18 protein-coding genes and 1 riboswitch are annotated in these 17,939 nt (G+C 65.1%); of the genes, 10 read left to right on the top strand and 8 right to left on the bottom strand.

What is annotated here, in order from left to right; translation table 11 throughout:
- Positions 1 to 389: 389 nt before the first annotated feature.
- The 10 genes from hpaE to AC2FNY_RS20400 all read left to right on the top strand — a co-directional run bounded on the left by hpaE (position 390) and on the right by AC2FNY_RS20400 (position 9,969).
- Positions 390 to 1,898: a 5-carboxymethyl-2-hydroxymuconate semialdehyde dehydrogenase gene (gene hpaE / locus AC2FNY_RS20445; RefSeq protein ID WP_496803593.1), complete on the top strand. Its 1,509-nt coding sequence runs from the start codon at positions 390 to 392 to the stop codon at positions 1,896 to 1,898.
- Positions 1,899 to 1,944: 46 nt separating this feature from the next.
- The gene (gene hpaD / locus AC2FNY_RS20440; RefSeq protein WP_496803592.1) at positions 1,945 to 2,796 is read left to right on the top strand and encodes a 3,4-dihydroxyphenylacetate 2,3-dioxygenase; all 852 of its coding nucleotides are present in this window, start codon (positions 1,945 to 1,947) and stop codon (positions 2,794 to 2,796) included.
- Between the two features lie 26 nt (positions 2,797 to 2,822).
- On the top strand, positions 2,823 to 3,674 hold the full coding sequence (locus AC2FNY_RS20435) for a fumarylacetoacetate hydrolase family protein (protein ID WP_496803591.1): 852 nt from the start codon (positions 2,823 to 2,825) through the stop codon (positions 3,672 to 3,674).
- Positions 3,671 to 4,471 carry a 2-oxo-hept-4-ene-1,7-dioate hydratase gene (hpaH, locus tag AC2FNY_RS20430; protein WP_496803590.1) on the top strand — a complete coding sequence of 267 codons (801 nt, stop codon included), beginning with the start codon at positions 3,671 to 3,673 and terminating at the stop codon, positions 4,469 to 4,471. Before AC2FNY_RS20435 ends, hpaH begins: the two co-directional genes overlap by 4 nt.
- A gap of 86 nt (positions 4,472 to 4,557) precedes the next feature.
- Complete coding sequence (locus tag AC2FNY_RS20425) at positions 4,558 to 5,214, top strand: TetR/AcrR family transcriptional regulator (protein ID WP_234168128.1); 657 nt, start codon at positions 4,558 to 4,560, stop codon at positions 5,212 to 5,214.
- On the top strand, positions 5,214 to 5,591 hold the full coding sequence (locus tag AC2FNY_RS20420; protein ID WP_496803589.1) for a c-type cytochrome: 378 nt from the start codon (positions 5,214 to 5,216) through the stop codon (positions 5,589 to 5,591). The genes AC2FNY_RS20425 and AC2FNY_RS20420 overlap by 1 nt, the downstream gene beginning before the upstream one ends.
- On the top strand, positions 5,588 to 7,021 hold the full coding sequence (locus tag AC2FNY_RS20415; RefSeq protein WP_496803588.1) for a D-arabinono-1,4-lactone oxidase: 1,434 nt from the start codon (positions 5,588 to 5,590) through the stop codon (positions 7,019 to 7,021). The genes AC2FNY_RS20420 and AC2FNY_RS20415 overlap by 4 nt, the downstream gene beginning before the upstream one ends.
- Complete coding sequence (locus AC2FNY_RS20410) at positions 7,014 to 8,186, top strand: DSD1 family PLP-dependent enzyme (protein ID WP_496803587.1); 1,173 nt, start codon at positions 7,014 to 7,016, stop codon at positions 8,184 to 8,186. The genes AC2FNY_RS20415 and AC2FNY_RS20410 overlap by 8 nt, the downstream gene beginning before the upstream one ends.
- Before the next feature lie 9 nt (positions 8,187 to 8,195).
- Positions 8,196 to 9,338, top strand: a complete 1,143-nt coding sequence (locus AC2FNY_RS20405; protein WP_496803586.1) for a DUF819 family protein — start codon at positions 8,196 to 8,198, stop codon at positions 9,336 to 9,338.
- Between the two features lie 151 nt (positions 9,339 to 9,489).
- Entirely contained in the window at positions 9,490 to 9,969 is a 480-nt protein-coding gene (locus AC2FNY_RS20400) for a YHS domain-containing (seleno)protein (protein ID WP_234140247.1), read from the top strand.
- A gap of 51 nt (positions 9,970 to 10,020) precedes the next feature.
- On the opposite strand, the gene AC2FNY_RS20395 is transcribed toward AC2FNY_RS20400, so the two are convergent.
- The 8 genes from AC2FNY_RS20395 to ybeY form a co-directional block, all read right to left on the bottom strand.
- Positions 10,021 to 10,638 carry a (d)CMP kinase gene (locus AC2FNY_RS20395; RefSeq protein WP_496803585.1) on the bottom strand — a complete coding sequence of 206 codons (618 nt, stop codon included), beginning with the start codon at positions 10,636 to 10,638 and terminating at the stop codon, positions 10,021 to 10,023.
- Positions 10,635 to 11,981, bottom strand: coding sequence for a 3-phosphoshikimate 1-carboxyvinyltransferase (gene aroA, locus AC2FNY_RS20390; RefSeq protein ID WP_496803584.1), 1,347 nt, complete (start codon positions 11,979 to 11,981; stop codon positions 10,635 to 10,637). Before aroA ends, AC2FNY_RS20395 begins: the two co-directional genes overlap by 4 nt.
- Positions 11,982 to 12,127: 146 nt before the next feature.
- Positions 12,128 to 12,841, bottom strand: coding sequence for a tRNA (guanine(46)-N(7))-methyltransferase TrmB (gene trmB / locus AC2FNY_RS20385; RefSeq protein WP_496803583.1), 714 nt, complete (start codon positions 12,839 to 12,841; stop codon positions 12,128 to 12,130).
- A gap of 60 nt (positions 12,842 to 12,901) precedes the next feature.
- On the bottom strand, positions 12,902 to 13,567 hold the full coding sequence (locus AC2FNY_RS20380) for a COG3904 family protein (RefSeq protein ID WP_496803582.1): 666 nt from the start codon (positions 13,565 to 13,567) through the stop codon (positions 12,902 to 12,904).
- A 125-nt stretch (positions 13,568 to 13,692) separates the two neighbouring features.
- Positions 13,693 to 14,874 carry a methionine adenosyltransferase gene (metK, locus tag AC2FNY_RS20375; RefSeq protein WP_496803581.1) on the bottom strand — a complete coding sequence of 394 codons (1,182 nt, stop codon included), beginning with the start codon at positions 14,872 to 14,874 and terminating at the stop codon, positions 13,693 to 13,695.
- 6 nt (positions 14,875 to 14,880) lie between these two features.
- Positions 14,881 to 14,931: riboswitch (SAM-SAH riboswitch) on the bottom strand.
- Between the two features lie 31 nt (positions 14,932 to 14,962).
- The gene (gene lnt, locus AC2FNY_RS20370; protein ID WP_496803580.1) at positions 14,963 to 16,480 is read right to left on the bottom strand and encodes an apolipoprotein N-acyltransferase; all 1,518 of its coding nucleotides are present in this window, start codon (positions 16,478 to 16,480) and stop codon (positions 14,963 to 14,965) included.
- The gene (locus AC2FNY_RS20365; RefSeq protein WP_496803579.1) at positions 16,477 to 17,364 is read right to left on the bottom strand and encodes a hemolysin family protein; all 888 of its coding nucleotides are present in this window, start codon (positions 17,362 to 17,364) and stop codon (positions 16,477 to 16,479) included. Before AC2FNY_RS20365 ends, lnt begins: the two co-directional genes overlap by 4 nt.
- 33 nt (positions 17,365 to 17,397) lie before the next feature.
- A complete protein-coding gene (gene ybeY, locus AC2FNY_RS20360) occupies positions 17,398 to 17,895 on the bottom strand; it encodes an rRNA maturation RNase YbeY (protein ID WP_234168108.1) in 498 nt (165 codons plus the stop codon).
- Positions 17,896 to 17,939 lie beyond the last annotated feature (44 nt).

Here is a 17,939-nt window from a genome sequence, read left to right as displayed (position 1 = left end):
TCTGAAATTCTGCATGTGATCGCTACGTCTTCTCGTGTCCGAATCCCGTCGCGGGCCCTACCTATTTCATGGGACGGCCCGGGCAAATACCCGGAAACCCTGAGAGCTTCGCCTGATGCCACGACATCTGATTTGCATAATGTCCCGCTTGGCGCGCAGCTTTACGGGAGGGGGGCGGTGAAATCAAACAGACTTGGTGCCTTTGTGCCGGATTTTCCTGTCTGTTTGGTCGCTAACAGGTAATTTTCCAACCGGAGTTTGCAGATTTGCCAATTTAGAGCGGGCGGAAATGCCGCAACGCAGCAGCGCGCCACCAGCAGCGGGGTTGACGAGCGATTCCAATTTCATTAACATGTGAATGATAAATCTGCCGCGCAGGAGACATCCCGATGCCCGACCTCAGCACACGGCTGGCCGACCTTGACCGACATCTGGAGCGATTCCGCCGCGGCGGGGTGATGAACCGGATCGGCGGTCAGGACATGCCCGGCGGCGCGGGCCGGTTCGACAGCACGTCTCCGGTCGACAAGTCGGTGATCTGTTCGGTGGCGCGGGCCGATGCCGCCGATGTGGATACGGCAGCACGGGCCGCGCATGCGGCCTTTCCCGCCTGGCGCGACATGCCCGCGACCGAGCGGCGCGCGATCCTGATCCGCATCGCCGAAGGGATCGAGGCGCGGGCCGAGGAGATTGCGCTGTGTGAATGCTGGGACACCGGGCAGGCCTGGCGGTTCATGTCCAAGGCGGCGCTGCGCGGGGCCGAGAATTTCCGCTATTTCGCCGATCAGGTGGTGCAGGCGCGCGATGGCCAGCACCTGAAATCGCCCACGCTGATGAACATCACTACCCGCGTGCCGATAGGCCCGGTGGGGGTGATCACGCCGTGGAACACGCCGTTCATGCTGTCCACGTGGAAGGTCGCGCCGGCGCTGGCCGCCGGTTGCACCGTGGTGCACAAACCTGCCGAACTCAGCCCGCTGAGCGCGCGGCTGTTGATCGAGATCGCCGAGGAGGCAGGCCTGCCCCCCGGGGTGCTGAACCTGGTCAACGGGTTTGGCGAGGATGCGGGCAAGGCGCTGACCGAACATCCGCTGATCAAGGCCGTGGCCTTTGTCGGCGAAAGCCGCACCGGCAGCATGATCGTGAAACAGGGGGCCGACACGCTGAAGCGTGTGCACCTGGAACTGGGCGGCAAGAACCCGGTGATCGTGTTCGACGATGCCGATATCGAGCGCGCGCTGGATGCGGTCATCTTCATGATCTACTCGATCAACGGCGAACGCTGCACCTCCTCCTCGCGCCTGTTGGTGCAGGACACGATCCGCGAAGAGTTCGAGGCGCGGCTGGTCGAGCGGGTGAACAACATCAAGGTGGGCCATCCGCTGGATCCGGCGACCGAGATCGGGCCGCTGATCGGCGAGGAGCATTTTGCCAAGGTCACCAGCTATTTCGGCATTGCCCGTCAGGACGGCGCCACCGTTGCGGCGGGTGGCGAGGTGGTCGGTGATCAAGGCTATTTCGTGCGCCCCACCCTGTTCACCGGCGCGCATAACGACATGCGCATCGCGCGCGAAGAGATATTCGGCCCGGTGCTGACCTCGATCCCGTTCTCGACGGAAGAAGAGGCCCTGCAAATCGCCAATGACACGCCCTATGGGTTGACCGGCTATCTCTGGACCAACGACCTGACCCGCGCGCTGCGCTTTACCGACAAGCTTGAGGCCGGGATGATCTGGGTGAACTCGGAAAACGTGCGCCACCTGCCCACCCCCTTTGGCGGGGTCAAGGCCAGCGGCATCGGCCGCGACGGCGGCGACTGGTCGTTTGAATTCTACATGGAGCAGAAACACGTCGGCTTTGCCACCGGCCAGCACAAGATCCAGCGCCTCGGCGCCTGAACCACTCACCGGGAAACGCGCGACCATCCCGTCACGGAGGAGAGAAATGGGAGAGATCGTCCTTGCCGCCAAATGCACCCATGTGCCGACCATGCTGATGTCGGAACAGGAGGGGCCAGTGAAGGGCAAGCGGCAGGCGGCCATCGACGGGCATCTGGAGATCGCCCGCCGTGCCCGCGCGCTTGGCGCCGATACCGTGGTGATCTGCGACACCCATTGGGTGATCAATGCAGGGTTCCACATCAACGCAAACAGCCGGTTTCAGGGGCTGTTCACCTCGAACGAGTTTCCTCAGTTCATCCAGAACATGCCCTATGAATATGAGGGCAATCCGGGCCTGGGCGATGCCATCGCCAAGGAGGCCAGCGCGCGCGGTGCCTATACGCTGGCCCATCACCTGGACAGTCTGGAACTGGAATACGGCACGCTGGTGCCGATGCGGTTCATGAGCCGGGAACACCGGATGAAGGTGGTGTCGGTCGCGGCCTGGTGCACCGTGCATGACCACGACGAAAGCCGTATCGTGGGCGAGGCGATCCGCGCCGCGGTGGAGGCATCGGACAGCAAGGTGTTGCTGGTGGCCTCGGGCTCCTTGTCGCACAAGATCTGGCCCAACAAGGACTATGCTGCCAATAATGGCACCTTTACCATCAGTTCCGAATTCAACCGGCAGATGGACCTGCATGTGCTCGAGATGTGGAAGCGCGGCGATCATGCGACCTTTCTCAAGATGCTGGGCGACTATGCGCGCTTCTGCTGCGGCGAGGGGTCGATGCACGATACCGCCATGCTCTACGGTGCGCTTGGCTGGGACAGCTATGACAAGCCCTGCGAGGTGGCGACCGACTATTTCCCGTCCTCCGGCACCGGCCAGACCAACGTGATTTTCCCGGTTTGATGTCCGGGCCAGACGAGAGGAACAGCATGAAGTTCGCCACCATTGCCGCCGACGGGCAGGAGCTTTACGGCATCATTCGCGACGAAGGGTTCGTGGCGCTGTCGCCCGATTTTCCGCACTGGCCCGACCTGCGCGCGGTGATCGCGGCGGGCGGTCTGCGTGACCTTGCCCATGCGGCGATGGGTCGGGCGGTGACGCATACCGATTTCACCTATCTGCCGCCCATCCCCAACCCCGGCAAGATCATCTGTGTCGGCGTCAATTTTCCCGACCGCAATGCGGAATACAAGGATGGCAGCGCCGCGCCGAAATACATGTCGCTGTTTCCGCGTTTCGCGTCGAGCTTCGTCGGACATGGCCAGCCGCTGATCCGCCCGCCCGAAAACCATACGCTGGATTACGAGGGCGAGATGGTGGTGGTCATTGGCAAGGGGGGTCGGCGCATCCGGGCCGAGGATGCCTATGACCATATCGCCGGGCTGAGCGTCTGCAACGAGGGCACCATTCGCGACTGGGTGCGGCATGCCAAGTTCAACGTGACACAAGGCAAGAACTGGGACCGCTCCGGCGCGATCGGGCCGTGGATCGTGCCCTTCACCCATCCCGCCCAGATCGACGCGGCGCGGATCACCACCCGCGTCAATGGCGAGGTGCGGCAGGACGATGCGCTGGCCAACATGATCTTTTCCGTGCGTGACGAGATCGCCTATATCTCGACCTTCACCACCCTGCACCCCGGCGACATCATCGTCACCGGCACCCCCACCGGCGCGGGCGCGCGGTTCGACCCGCCGCGTTACCTGAAACCCGGCGACGTGGTCGAGGTCGAGGTGACGGGCGTCGGCACGCTGGTCAACGGGGTGGAGGACGAGGCATGACGCCCGAACAGCACGCCGATGCCGCCGCGCGGCTGATCGAGGCCGAGGAAACCGGCCGCCAGATCGGGCTGTTGTCGCTGGCCTATCCGGGCATGGACATGGACGATGCCTATGCCATCCAACAGGCGTTGGCGGCACATAAGCAGACCGCCGGGCGCCACGTGATCGGGTGGAAGATCGGGCTGACCTCGAAAGCGATGCAATATGCGCTCAACATCGACATTCCCGACAGCGGTATCCTGTTCGACGACATGGCCTTTGACGATGGCGCCACGGTGCCCAAGGGGCGGTTCATCCAACCCCGTGTCGAGGCCGAGATCGCCTTTGTGATGAAGGCGCCGCTGGGCGGGGCAGAGGTGACGCGCGACGATGTGCTGGCGGCCACCGACTATGTCGCCCCGTCGCTGGAAATCCTCGACACCCGCATCCTGCGGGTCGATCCCGACACGGGGCGCGCGCGCAATGTCTGCGACACGATCAGCGACAATGCGGCCAATGCGGGCGTGGTGCTGGGGGTGCAGCGCCATGCGCCCGATGCCTTCGACCTGCGCTGGGTCGGGGCGCTGACCTTTCGCAACGGTGAGATCGAGGAGACCGGGCTGGGCGCCGGCGTTCTGAACGACCCGGTCGAAAGCGTGGTCTGGCTGGCCCGTCGCATGGCGCAATACGGGCAAAGCATCGAACCGGGGCATATCGTGTTGTCGGGCAGTTTCATCCGCCCGGTCGAATGCCCGCCCGGCGCCCGGATCGAGGCCGATTTCGGCCCCTTTGGCGCGGTCTCTGTCAACTTCGCCTGACGCGCGGCTGCCGCCACGTCAGGCGCGAAAGAAGTTGAAAATTTTTCGGAAAAAGTTTCGGCTTTCGACGAGAGGAGAGCGGAGCCATGGGTTCATCTGAAACCGACACCCCGATGCATACCCGCGCGACGCCGAAACAGGCGCGCGCGCGCCAGCGGGTCGCCGATATCCTGGACGCCGCCGCCGCGCTCTTGGCCGAGCGGCCGCCGGGCGATCTGAACACCTCGCTGATTGCCGAGCGGGCGGGCGTGCCCGTCAGCTCGATCTATCGCTACTTTCCCACCCTGCGCGACCTGCTGGACGAGCTGTCCGCCCGCGCGGCAGGCGACCTGCGCCACCATTTCATGGAGACGATTGCCGCCACCGAGAGCGAGCCCGATCTGGTGCTGCGCATCCGGCGCACGCTGGAAGGTATCCGCGTGTTCATGGCCGAGCATCCCTATTACCGGGGCCTCCTGCTGTTGCTGGCCTCGCTGCGCGGGGTGCAGAGCGTCGAGGATGACGACAATGCGGAACTGGTGGGCTTTCTGGTCGACCGCTGGGCGCGGGGGCTGGACGGGTTTACCGGCGGCGATCCGCAGGTGGTGGCGACCACCGCCGTGCAGATCGCCCTGACGTTGGAGGACCGGATGGCGCGACAGGCCACGCCCGCGCTGGAGGCACAGTATCACGAAGAAATGGTGCGCGCGCTGGATGCCTATCTGTCGCTCTACCTGCGGCGCTCTCCTGCGGAGGAAAGCTGATGCGCGCGTTGATCCTGTTGGTCTCGGTACTTGTTTTGGCGGCGCTCTGGTGGTGGCTCTCCGGTGACGGGGCACCTCCGGAACCCGAGGCGGGTGATATAGCCAGGGCCGAGACCCTGCGCCCGACCGACCCGGAGTTGGCGACGATCTATGAACGGTCCTGCATGGCCTGTCATGCGCTGGTCGAGGCGCAGGCGCCTTTGACAGGCTTTGCCCCGGCGTGGGCTGCGCGGGAAAAAGAGCGCGGGGAACATGGCCTGTTGCTATCGGCGCGCAACGGATTCGGGAACATGCCCGCGATGGGCCTCTGCCTCGATTGTTCGGACGATCAACTGACTGCGCTGATCATCTTCATGTCCGGGGAGGGGCAGCAATGACACTGACACGGCGCAAACTGCTGGGCTATGGCGCGCTGGCCGGGCTGGCGGTGCCAGCGGCGATGCAGGCCCATTGGCTGAGCCGCGATTTCACCCAGCCCGGCTATAGTCCCGACATCCCCCCTGCCCCACCGGGCCGCCAGCTTTGGCGCAACTGGTCGGGATATCAGGTGGCCACACCGGAGCAGATTTACTCCGCCGCCTCAGAAGAGGAACTGGCCACCCGCATCGCCGCATGGCCGGGTCGCATTCGCCCGGTGGGATCGGGCCATTCCTTTTCCGCGCTGGTGCCCTGCGAGGACATGATCCTCGATACCGGGCGGCTCTCGGGCCTGATCTCGATCGATGCGGCGGCGGGGATGGCGACCTTTGGCGCCGGGACCCGGCTGCGGCAGGCGGCAATGCTAGCCGCTGAACACGGTCTGGGCTTTGCCAACCTGCCCGATATCGACGTGCAGACCCTGGCCGGGTCGTTCAGCACCGCCACCCATGGCACCGGGCGCGGATTGCAGGCCTTGCATGGCTGTATCACAGGGTTCCGCCTGATCACCGCCGATGGCACCATCCGCGACGTGACCCGCAACAGCGACCCGGATCTCTTCGACGCGGGCCGGGTGTCGCTGGGCACGCTGGGGGTGATCACCCGCTATACGCTGAAACTGGTTCCCAGCTATGCGCTGAACCGCAAGCTCTTCATCCTGCCCACCAATGAGGCGATCGCGCGCATGCATGATCTGGCCGCCGCCCATCGCAATTTCGAATTCTACGTGCTGCCCAATCTGGGCTATGCGGCGGTGATCACCCATGACCTGTATCAGGGAGAGATCGCCGGGCGGGTGCCCAGCGAGGACGAGGACTGGATCGCCACGCTCAAGGATCTGCGCGATATCCTGGGCTGGTGGCCCTGGCTGCGGCGCCGCGCGTTCGGCGCCTATGTGGCGCTGGAGGTGCCCGCCGACGGGGTGCTGGAGGATACGACCGACGAATACTGGAAGCTGCTCTCAACCGCCCGCGCCACCCGGATGAACGAGATGGAATACCACCTGCCTGAGGACCGCGCACAAGAGGCGGTGCGCGCGGTGGTGGCGGCACTGGAATCGCGCAAGGAGAGCTTTTTCCCGATGGAGGTGCGGTTCACCGGGCAGGACGACGCGTGGCTGTCGCCCTTCAACGACGGCACGCGGGTCTCGGTCGCGGTGCACAAGCTGGCCTCGGAACCGCTGGACATGCTGTTTGGCACGGTCGAGCCGATCTTGCGCGCATATGGTGGGCGGCCCCATTGGGGCAAGCTGCATGCACTGACCGCCCCCGATCTGGCTGCGCGCTATCCCGATTTCGACCGCTTCGCCGCGCTGCGGGCACGGCTTGATCCGCAGGGCAAGTTCCTCAACCCCCATACCGCCGCGCTGTTTGGGGCCGGGGATGTCTGAGGCCTATTTTCAGAAGTTGCAGGCGGCACTGGTCGCGGCAGGGCGACACCTGCCGACGCTGGTGGTGGATAGCGAACGGCTGGCGGCCAATATGGCGGCGGTGCGTCGGTTGACGGCGCCCGGTCTGGCGCTGCGCGTGGTCGAAAAATCGCTGCCCGCGCCGGACCTGTTGCGGCTGGTGATGGACGGGCTGGAGACCAACAGGCTGATGAGCTTTCACCTGCCCTTTGTCCAGCAGGCAGCAACGGCGTTTCCAGAGGCCGATATCCTGCTCGGCAAGCCGATGCCGGTGGGTGCCGTGGCAGGCATATCGCCCGCATTGGACGCCCAAGTGCACTGGCTGATCGACAGCCCGGAACGACTGACGGAATATACCGCGCTTGCGGCACAGTCGGGCCGCCGCCTGCGCATCTGTCTGGAGGTGGATATCGGGTTGCATCGGGGCGGATTCTCGCTGGAGCGGGCCGGGGAGTTCACCGCCGCCCTGACCCGCCTGCGCGACGATCCGAACCTGAACCTGACCGGGCTGATGGGATACGAGCCGCATATCGCCCGCCTGCCCCGCCTGATCGCCAGCCCTGGCCGCGCCTTGGGTGCGGCGCGGGCGGCCTATGCCCGGTTTCATGCGCTGGCGGTCCAGACGCTGGGGCCAGAGTCCGCCGCCAAGCTGATCATTAACACCGGTGGCAGCACGACCTTCATGCTTTATGACGGGACCGGACCGGAAACCGAGGTGGCGCTGGCCTCGGCCCTGGTCAAACCGACCGATTTCGACCTGCCCGCGCTGGAGGCGCTGCAACCGGCCGCCTTTATCGCCACGCCGGTGCTGAAAACCGTGGAACGGCCCGATATCCCGATGGCGCCGGGGCTGAGCCGGGTGTTGCGCCTCATGGGTCGGTCACCGCAAAAGGCCTGTTTCATCTATGGCGGCAACTGGCTGGCCGATCCCTGTCACCCGGCAGGCGCACGGCGATCACCCCTGTTCGGGCATTCCAGCAATCAGGAAATGTATGATCTGCCTGCAAGCAGCACCCTGAAACCCGGTGATTTCCTGTTTTTCCGCCCGCGCCAGAGCGAGGCGCTGTTCCTGCAATTCGGCGATATCGCGGTGTTCGACGGCACCGCGATCACCGAATGGTGGTCGGTCTGGCACGAGACACATTAGGAGACGCCGATGCTGTTTGCCCTGATCCTGCTGATACTCCCTGCGCTGATCATCTGGCTGGCGGCGCGGATACCGGCGCTGGACCGGATCGGCGTGGTGCCGCTGACCTTTGCCACCGGTTTTGCCCTGGCGCTGAGCCTCGACCTGAGCGCCTTTGCCGACATGCAGACCACGCTGCAAGAGGTGAGCGTGGCGCTGGCCCTGCCGCTCATCCTGTTTGCCGCCAACCTGCGCCGCGCCCTTAGCGAGGCGCGCGGTGCAGGGCTGGCCATGGCGCTGTCGCTGGTCTCGGTCTGTATTGCCAGCCTGCTGGGGGTGCTACTGTTTCAGGGCCGGGTCGCGGACCTGCCGCAGGTCGCGGGCATGGCGGTGGGCGCCTATACCGGCAGCGGCGTCAACATGGGCGCGATCAAATCCGCGACCGGGGCCAGCGATGCGCTGTTCCTGACCATGGTGACCTATGACATCGTGTTTTCCATCGGCTACATGCTGGTCATCGTGCTGGTGGGCCAGCGGCTGGCCGGGTTGATCCTGCCGCCCTTTGTGCCCCACTCCCAAGGCGCTCATGCGGCCAACACCTCCCATATCGCCGATGACAGCGCGCGCGGTTATGCACGGCTGATCGAGCGGTCGGGGCTGGCAGGCTCTGCCATGGCCCTTGGCGTGGCGGGGCTGTGCGTCGGGGTGGCCGTGGCGCTGGCCGGCCTGCTGCCCGCGGCGTGGTCCGGCACCGCGACCATCCTTCTGATCACAACATTCGGCCTGCTGGGCGCCTTTGTTCCCCGGTTGCATACCAGCCCGACCAGCTTTCACCTTGGCATGTACCTGATCCTGATTTTCTGCCTCAGCTCGGCCACCCTCCTGGATCTGTCGGTGCTGACCGGGATGAACTGGGCCCTTGGCGGTTACTTCGCCTTTATCCTGCTGGGAGCGATGGCGCTGCACGCGCTGCTCTGCCGCCTGTTCGGGATCGACCGCGACACATATCTGGTCGCGTCGGGCGCCGCGATCATGTCGGTGCCCTTCATCCCGGTGATCTGCGGCGCGCTGCGCAACCGGGCGCTGCTTGTGCCTGGCATCGCCATTGCGATCCTGGGCTATGCGGTGGGCAACTATCTGGGCGTTGCCGTGGCAGGCCTGGCGGCTATGTAGACTTACCCTCGCACCATACCGATGATTCTAATCTCTGTACGATCTGCAAATCTTTCGGGACCATCTGCCATAACAGGTTCACGTTGCGGCCTCTATCTGTTGGTCACCGGGCCGATCCGCCCGGTTGAAACCACACTGGAAGGATCTCAACATGAAGACTTTCGCACTCACTGCCCTGATTGCTGCGCTGCCGATGCTGGCCGCCCCCGCCTTTGCCGCGGACGAAGTCAACGTCTCGAACGGCATCTCGGCTGGCGGCGCGCCGCTGGCCGTGCATGGCGTCGACCTGGTGACCCTGGTGCGCGACGGCAACCCGGTCGAGGGCTTTGCCAACTACTCGGCAACCATCGACGGGGCATCCTACTATTTCACCTCCGAAGAGAACCTCAAGGAATTCCAATCGGAACCGGCCCGCTACCTGCCCCAGCACGGCGGTTTCTGCTCGTACGGCGTGGCCGTGGGCAAGAAGTTCGACGGCGACCCGGACAAGTACGTTCTGGCGGATGGCAAACTGTTCCTGTTCCTGAACACCGCGACCCGCGACAAGTTCCTTGAGGACGTGACCGGCACCACCGCCACCGCCGATGGCAACTGGGCCAAGATCAAGCATGTCGCGGTGGGCGACCTCTGATCCCGGCCTCAGGGGCGCGCTTCCCGGCGCCCCGACCCGCCCGCGAAGGAATTAACCCTTCGCGGGCATCTTCCGCTCGATCTCGGCAATCGCGGCGGACAGCGCGGTGGGAATGTCCATCGTGCTGGTATCCAACAACACCGCATCCTTGGCCGGTTTCATCGGCGCGGTGGCGCGATCCGCATCGCGGGCGTCACGTTCGCGCACATCAGCCAGAACCGCCTCGCGCGTGGTGTCGTGGCCCTTGCCAACCAGTTCCAGATAGCGGCGTTCGGCGCGTATCTCGGCGCTGGCGGTAACGAACAGCTTCACCTCGGCCTCGGGGCAGATCACCGTTCCGATATCGCGTCCGTCCAGCACCGCGCCGCCTGCCCGGCGGGCAAACGCGCGCTGGAAATCGACCAGCGCCGCGCGCACCTCGGGGACCACCGCCACCTTGCTGGCGGCCTGCGCCACCTCGGCCGTACGCAGGTCATCACGCTCCAGATCCTCGGGCCGCAGGGCGCGCGCGGCGGCATCGGCCGCCTCACCCTTCAGCGTGCGGCGACCCACCGCGCGATAGAGCAGGCCGGTGTCGAGATGGGCGAACCCGAAATGCGCTGCCACAGCTTTCGAAATCGTGCCCTTGCCCGCTGCGGCGGGCCCGTCGATTGCAACCGTAAACGTCATGTCCGCTCCAGCTTGGCGCCCAGACCGCCCATCAGCGGCTCAAAGATCGGGAAAGAGGTGGCGATCGGGCTGCCATCGTCAACCGAAACCGGCGCCATGGCCCCCATGCCCATCACCATGAAAGACATGGCGATCCGGTGATCGAGAAAGCTCTCGCAGGTGCCGCCACCCGGCACCTTGCCGATACCCAGGCCGTGCACCGCCCACCAGTCGGCGCCCTCTTCGACCGTCACGCCATTGGCGCGCAGCCCGCGCGCCATCGCGTCGATGCGGTCGCTTTCCTTGACGCGCAGCTCCTTGACGCCGCCCATCATGGTCACGCCCCGGGCATTGGCGGCCACCACCGACAGCACCGGATATTCGTCGATCATGCTGGCGGCGCGCTCGGGCGGCACGGTGATGCCCTTCATGTCGGGCGAATAGCGCGCGCGCAGGTCGGCTACCGGCTCGCCGCCCTCGGTACGCTCGTTCTCATAGGTCAGATCGGCACCCATCTCGCGCAGCGTGGTAAACAGGCCCGCGCGCGTCGGGTTCAGCCCGATGCCGGGCACCAGCACGTCCGAGCCGGGGGTGATCAGCGCAGCGCAGACCGGAAAGGCGGCGCTCGACGGGTCGCGCGGCACCGCGATCACCTGCGGTTGCAACTCGGGCCGCCCGGTCAGGGTGATGACCCGGCCTTCGTCGGTATCCTCGACCGTGACCTCGGCGCCAAACCCCGCCAGCATCCGCTCGGAATGGTCGCGGGTGGCCTCCTTCTCGATCACCACGGTCTGACCCGGTGCGTTGAGCCCGGCCAGCAGCACGGCCGATTTCACCTGAGCCGACGGCACCGGCACCTCGTAACGCACCGGTACCGGATCGGCGGCGCCCACGATGGTCATCGGCAGCCGGCCACCCTCGCGACCCACCGCCTGTGCCCCAAACAACGCCAGCGGATCGGTGACCCGCGCCATCGGCCGCTTGTTCAGGCTGGCATCGCCGGTAAAGGTCGCCGTGATGGGCGAGGTCGCCATCGCCCCCATTATCAGCCTCACACCGGTGCCGGAATTGCCGCAATCGATCACCTGATCCGGCTCGGCAAAGCCACCCACGCCGACCCCGTGCACCGACCACGACCCATCGGCATGCCGGGTCACTTCGGCGCCAAAGGCGCGCATCGCCTTGGCGGTGTCCAGCACGTCCTCGCCTTCAAGCAGGCCGGTGATATGGGTCTCGCCCACCGCCATCGCGCCAAGGATCAGCGCCCGGTGCGAGATCGACTTGTCGCCCGGCACCTCGGCCACGCCGCTCAGCGGGCCACAGGGATGCGAGGTCATCGGGATGGGGGTGCCGTGTCCGGACATGCGCGCTCCTTCGCAAAAACTCCCCCCGCGATTACCCAATTGCCCCGTCAGGGTCCAGCGGGAACCGGCGCGCGACCGCCCTCTTCATTCCGCGGAAAATACTCCGGGGGACGCGCCGCAGGCGCGGGGGGCAGCGCCCCCTTGCCTCAGCCCTCCAACCGGCGAAAGGTCAGGTAATGCGGCACCCGGCCTTCGCGCAGCGCCTTCTGCTCATACCGGGTCGAGATCCAGTCCCCCCAGGGCAAACGCCAGTCGGTGGGCGCCTCGGCCAGCCATTCGAACCCGGCGCGCGGCACTTCTTCCAGCGTCTGGCGGACATAGTCGGGGATGTCGGTGGCCACGCGAAAGATGGCACCCGGTTTCAACACCCGCGCCAGCGGTTCCAGATGCTCGGGCGTCACGAAACGGCGGCGGTGATGCCGTTTCTTGGGCCAGGGATCGGGATAGAGCAGGAAAGCGCGTGCGATGCTCTGCGCCGGCAGCACATCGAACAGGTCGCGCACATCGCCCGGATGCACCCGCACATTGTCAGCGCCTGCCGCCCGGATCTTGCCCAACAGCATCGCCACCCCGTTGACATAGGGTTCGGCGCCGATGATGCCGATGCCAGGATTCGAGGCCGCCTGATGCACCAGGTGCTCACCACCGCCGAACCCGATCTCCAGCCAGGTCTCGCGCCCACCGAACAGCGCGTCCAGATCCAGCGGCTGGCGGCTGGGATTGTCCTGCCAGCTCACCGGACCCGGCGACAGGGGCGTCAGGTCCTCGTCCAGATAGGTCCGCTGGTTCGGTTTCAGGGTCTTGCCCTTGATGCGGCCATAGAAGTTGCGGCGCGGGCGGTCGGGTGTCGTCTTGCTCATGGTCGCGGGGTTACTGCGCCCGCGCGCCCGGTGCAAGGGTCTGCCGCGCGGCCCGGTGCCTCATTCGGCGGCGCGGGCGCGTTCACGCAGCACCCCGGCGCGGGTCAGTTCCAGCCGCGAAGGGTACCAGCTGTCATCCGCCCGCACGCCCTTGGTTCGCACCGCAAACCCCGCATCCACACCCCGGTCGATCATATAGACCAGATCGTCATGTACCTCGCTCTGGGTATCCTCATAGACCCACGAGACGAAATCGAACGGCGTCTCCCAGCCATCGGCCTCGCGATTTGCGGTGTAATACTCCTCGACCGAACGGGGTGACCAGGTGGTCTGATGAAAGCCGATCTTGGCGCCCAGCAGCATCCGCCGCCCGGCACCGGCCAGAAAGATACGCACGCAAGAGCTGAAACATTCGCCCGAAACCAGGGTATCGAGGTCGAAATCCAGCACGATCCGCGCCATCTCGCGCCCGGCATACAGGCTGCCACCGGTGCTGTTGAGGTCCAGCACCCGGATCTCGGGGTTCTGCCGCAGCAACGCCAGCAACCGGTCGATATGAGACACCTCTATATCGTCGGTGCCGCCCGACTCGTCACCGCGCGTGGTGTCATAGACCAAGGTCTCGCCCTCGACACGGAACACCGGGTCGTCTTCTTCGGCATTTGCCCCCTGCGCAGAGCTTAGTGTCAGCGCGGCGATAAGCGTCAGCCTGGCAAGAGGGTGCATGCAAAGTCTCCCGGTAAGTCCGGGCAAGGGTGAAAAACCGCACCGCGCGGGTCAAGCCCAATCGCGGCAGCTCAAGAAAAAGGGCGGCCCACTGGCCGCCCTCTTGTCGATCACGATGCGTCGGTTCAGACCGCCTTTTTCAGCGCCTCGGCCAGATCGGTGCGCTCCCAGCTGAAGCCGCCATCGGCCTCGGGCTCGCGACCGAAATGACCATAGGCGGCGGTGCGCGCGTAAATCGGCTTGTTCAGACCCAGATGGGTGCGGATGCCGCGCGGGGTCAGGTTCATGACCTTGGGGATTGCCGCCTCGATCTCGGCATCGGCGACCGTGCCAGTGCCATGGGTATCGGCATAGATCGACAGCGGCGCCGACACACCGATGGCATAGCTCAGCTGAATGGTGCATTTCTCGGCCATGCCGGCGGCCACCACGTTCTTGGCCAGATAGCGCGCGGCATAGGCGGCCGAGCGGTCCACCTTGGTCGGATCCTTGCCCGAGAAGGCACCGCCGCCATGTGGCGCGGCACCGCCATAGGTGTCGACGATGATCTTGCGCCCGGTCAAGCCGGCATCGCCATCGGGTCCGCCGATTACGAACTTGCCGGTCGGATTGACGTGCCAGACGGTATCGGCGCCGATCCACCCCTCAGGCAGGACCTCGCGAATATAGGGCTCGACGATGGCGCGGATGTCGGCGCTGGTCAGTGCCTCATCCAGATGCTGGGTCGACAGCACGATCGAGGATACACCCACCGGCTTGCCGTTACGGTAGATCACCGACAGCTGCGATTTAGCGTCCGGGCCAAGCGCGGGCTCGGTGCCGTTCTTGCGCACCTCGGCCAGACGGCGCAGGATGGCATGGCTGTACTGGATCGGGGCCGGCATCAGTGCGGGCGTCTCGGTGGTGGCATAGCCGAACATGATGCCCTGATCGCCGGCGCCCTCATCCTTGTTGCCCGAGGCATCGACGCCCTGGGCAATATGGGCCGACTGTTCGTGCAGCAGGTTGGTGATCTCCACCGTCTCGTGGTGGAACTTGTCCTGCTCGTAGCCGATATCCTTGATGCAGTCCCGGGCGATCTGGTCGATCCGACCCATGTATTCGCGCAGCTTGGCCTGATCGGACAGGCCGACTTCGCCGCCGATCACGACGCGATTGGTGGTGGCAAAGGTTTCACAGGCGACGCGCGCCTCGGGCTCCTCGGTCAAAAAGGCGTCGAGCACCGCATCGGAAATGCGGTCGCACACCTTGTCCGGGTGCCCTTCGGAGACGGATTCCGAAGTGAAGATGTAGTTCTGTCGGGACATGAAAAGTGCTCCATTAAAGGTTTCCCTCGCCACGCCAGGAAGCCGTTGTGGCAGGTCCAAGCCGGGATACGCGGGGCCAATGGCAAGGTCAATCGCTATTTGGCGACATGCATCGGCCTTGTATCCGCGCGGCACCAGCGAGCAGAACCAGCATCGCCAGCAGCAACGGCACATCGCCGGTCCGGCCGTAAACCGTTTGCGGCAGCGTTTGCGGCAATTCGACGTCCAGGTATCCGTCATGTCCCAAAGGCAACGCGGCTGTGATGCGCCCATGCGGGTCGATCATTGCCGAAATGCCGGTATTGGCCACCCGAACCATTGGCAATCCTTGTTCGATGGCCCGCATCCGCGCCTGTGCCAGATGCTGATAAGGACCAGCCCAGGTTCCGAACCAGGCGTCGTTGGTGACCTGCACCAGCAGACGCGGCCGCCCGGCGGGGCTGCGGGCATATCGCGGAAACACCGCCTCGTAGCAGATCAATGGCAGCGCAGCACCGATGCCCGGGATCGGCAAGACCTCTGGGCCCGGCCCTGCGCTGAAGCCCCCCCCGCTGCGAGCGGCGAACCCCGAGATACCGAACCGCTCCAGCACATCACCCATCGGCACATATTCACCGAACGGGACCAGATGATGCTTGTCATAGGTGGCCTCGACCTGCCCGCCCGCGCCAATCATTGCAAGTGAGTTGTAGACACGGGGGCCATCGGCCCGGTTCGCGCCCAAGAGCACCGGCGCGCCACGCGCGGCGGCGGCGATACGTTCCAGCACCGGTCGGGCCTCGTCGAGCCAATAGGGCAGCGCCGATTCCGGCCAAACCACCAAATCCGGCGGCGTTCCGGCTGCAGTCGAGCGGATCTGTCGCTCCTGAAAAACCGGATACCAGTCTGGATCCCATTTCTGATGCTGCGGCGCGTTGGGTTGCACCAAGCGCACCACCTTGCCGCTGCTTTCAACCGGCGCGCGCGCCGCATCCGCGGCCAGCGCCGCCAGCCCCAGCGCCAGCGGCGGGAGACAGCGCAAGAGCAACGCGCGTCCACCGAGCCCCCGCGCCAGCCCGACACCGGGGATCAAGGCCGCAGCAAGCGTCATCACCGCCAGACCGTTGGGCCCGATCCAGGCCAGCAGCAGGGCCATATCGGTCTCGACCCAGATTTGAGCCAGACCGGCCCAGGGAAAGCCGGTGAACACATACCCACGCGCCATTTCCGCCAGGCCCAGCGTCAGCACGAGCAGTAGCACGCGCCGCTCAGGCCCACGCCAAGGCATCGCCGCAAGAGCAAAGGCAGCCGCCCAGAACAAGGCCAAACCGCCTGACATCAGCAGCAAGGCAAAGGGGGCCATCCATCCGTGGCGCGCAGCGTCCACCATAAACGGCTCGACGATCCAGATCAGCGCATGGCCGAAATAGCCGGTGGCAAAGGCCCACCCGGTCCAGGCCGCCTCGCGCCGGCCCGAAGCGGCGAGCAACAAGGCAGGCACCGCCATCAGGCCGCCGATCGTGGCAACCCATAACGACATCGGCGCCAGGCCAAGCGCGGCCACAGCCCCCAGCGCCGCGGCCAGCATCATGCGCTGCCACAGTTGCCAGCCTGAAAGAATGCTCATTCGGCGGTGTCGGGAATCATCACCCGGAGCCGCTTGATCCGGCGCGGGTCAGCATCCATGACTTCGAACTCGACCCCGTCGGGATGCGGCACGACTTCGCCGCGCGCGGGCACCCGGCCCGACAGCATGAAGACAAGCCCGCCCAGAGTGTCGATTTCTTCCTCGTCAACATCCTCGTGACTGGTCAGCGAGCGGCCGATCTCGGTCTCGAACTCGTCAAGCGGCGTGCGCGCCTGCGCGATATAGCAGCCTGCCCGTTCCTTGACCCAGGTCTGCGCCTCGTCGGTATCGTGCTCGTCCTCGATCTCGCCGACCACTTGTTCGATCAGATCCTCGATGGTCAGCAATCCATCGACCCCGCCATATTCGTCGATCACCAGCGCCATGTGACGCCGTTCGGTCTGCATCTTGGTCAGCAGCACCCCGATCGGCATCGAGGGGGGCACAAAAAGCAAGGGGCGCAGCATCGAGCGCAGGTCGAACTGTGTCGAGTTGCCGTTGAAACCATGGGTCAGCGCGAAATCCTTGAGATGTACGAAGCCCAGCGGCGTATCGAGCGTATTCTCATAGACGGGTATCCGGGTCATGCCGCTGTCGCGGAAGATCTGGACCAGCTCCTCCTTGGAGATCGACAATGGCACCGACACGATCTCGGCCGTGGGGATCGCCACATCCTCGACCCGCATCCGACGAAGGTTTAGAATTCCCGGCACCGGCGTGGGTGCCGTCGTGGCCCCGTTCGGGGCCTGTTCCTGATGGCTTTCACCGGATGAAAATGCATCCATGATACGGGTGAAAAACCCTGTCTTGTCTGCGTTCGTTTCGCCGGCTTCTTCCGGCTGCGCGCTCTGCGCTGCGCTAGAACTGCCTTCTATGTCGCCCATCAATCCTGTTCCAAATCGAGGCCCCTTGGCCCCTCACTCCATAGTATATGGGTCATCAAGCCCCAGGTTGCCAAGTATCTGACTTTCCAATCCCTCCATCAGCGTGGCGTCTTCGTCACGGATGTGATCATAGCCCAGCAGATGTAACAGGCCGTGAACAATCAGATGAGTCACATGGTCATCCATAGGTTTGCCCGCGGCCACGGCCTCACGCTGGCAGGTGTCAAAGGCAATGGCTATGTCGCCCAGCGGAATGGCGCCGGTGAAGTCGGCCTCGGGCGCGAAGGGTTCTCCGCCCGGTTCTTCGGCAGCCAGATCCTCGGCGGGCCAGCTCAGGACATTGGTGGGGGCGGGCTTGTCTCGGAATTCGGCATTCAGCGCTGCGATGCGATCGTCGTCGCAGCCAAGCAAGCTGATTTCGCAAATTTCTGGGTCCAGCCCCATCTGCGCCAGCGTCGCCGAAATCGCCCGGTCAGCCAGTGGCGGCAGGATGGTCCAGCGCGAATCCTCCAGCGTCAGATCCAGCGTCATGCTTCCTCGCTCCGCGCCGCCAAATACCCAGCGATCCTACTCAC

Source organism: Ruegeria sp. BHSC223 (assembly GCF_059613025.1).
This window is presented reverse-complemented; position numbering and strand designations above follow the sequence as displayed.

Excerpts from the sequence above, each read along its gene's own strand:
- hpaE (WP_496803593.1), top strand. The coding sequence starts at position 390 with ATGCCCGACCTCAGCACACGGCTGGCCGACCTTGACCGACATCTGGAG.
- hpaD (WP_496803592.1), top strand. The coding sequence starts at position 1,945 with ATGGGAGAGATCGTCCTTGCCGCCAAATGCACCCATGTGCCGACCATG.
- AC2FNY_RS20435 (WP_496803591.1), top strand. The coding sequence starts at position 2,823 with ATGAAGTTCGCCACCATTGCCGCCGACGGGCAGGAGCTTTACGGCATC.
- hpaH (WP_496803590.1), top strand. The coding sequence starts at position 3,671 with ATGACGCCCGAACAGCACGCCGATGCCGCCGCGCGGCTGATCGAGGCC.
- AC2FNY_RS20425 (WP_234168128.1), top strand. The coding sequence starts at position 4,558 with ATGGGTTCATCTGAAACCGACACCCCGATGCATACCCGCGCGACGCCG.
- AC2FNY_RS20420 (WP_496803589.1), top strand. The coding sequence starts at position 5,214 with ATGCGCGCGTTGATCCTGTTGGTCTCGGTACTTGTTTTGGCGGCGCTC.
- AC2FNY_RS20415 (WP_496803588.1), top strand. The coding sequence starts at position 5,588 with ATGACACTGACACGGCGCAAACTGCTGGGCTATGGCGCGCTGGCCGGG.
- AC2FNY_RS20410 (WP_496803587.1), top strand. The coding sequence starts at position 7,014 with ATGTCTGAGGCCTATTTTCAGAAGTTGCAGGCGGCACTGGTCGCGGCA.
- AC2FNY_RS20405 (WP_496803586.1), top strand. The coding sequence starts at position 8,196 with ATGCTGTTTGCCCTGATCCTGCTGATACTCCCTGCGCTGATCATCTGG.
- AC2FNY_RS20400 (WP_234140247.1), top strand. The coding sequence starts at position 9,490 with ATGAAGACTTTCGCACTCACTGCCCTGATTGCTGCGCTGCCGATGCTG.
- AC2FNY_RS20395 (WP_496803585.1), bottom strand. The coding sequence starts at position 10,638 with ATGACGTTTACGGTTGCAATCGACGGGCCCGCCGCAGCGGGCAAGGGC.
- aroA (WP_496803584.1), bottom strand. The coding sequence starts at position 11,981 with ATGTCCGGACACGGCACCCCCATCCCGATGACCTCGCATCCCTGTGGC.
- trmB (WP_496803583.1), bottom strand. The coding sequence starts at position 12,841 with ATGAGCAAGACGACACCCGACCGCCCGCGCCGCAACTTCTATGGCCGC.
- AC2FNY_RS20380 (WP_496803582.1), bottom strand. The coding sequence starts at position 13,567 with ATGCACCCTCTTGCCAGGCTGACGCTTATCGCCGCGCTGACACTAAGC.
- metK (WP_496803581.1), bottom strand. The coding sequence starts at position 14,874 with ATGTCCCGACAGAACTACATCTTCACTTCGGAATCCGTCTCCGAAGGG.
- lnt (WP_496803580.1), bottom strand. The coding sequence starts at position 16,480 with ATGAGCATTCTTTCAGGCTGGCAACTGTGGCAGCGCATGATGCTGGCC.
- AC2FNY_RS20365 (WP_496803579.1), bottom strand. The coding sequence starts at position 17,364 with ATGGGCGACATAGAAGGCAGTTCTAGCGCAGCGCAGAGCGCGCAGCCG.
- ybeY (WP_234168108.1), bottom strand. The coding sequence starts at position 17,895 with ATGACGCTGGATCTGACGCTGGAGGATTCGCGCTGGACCATCCTGCCG.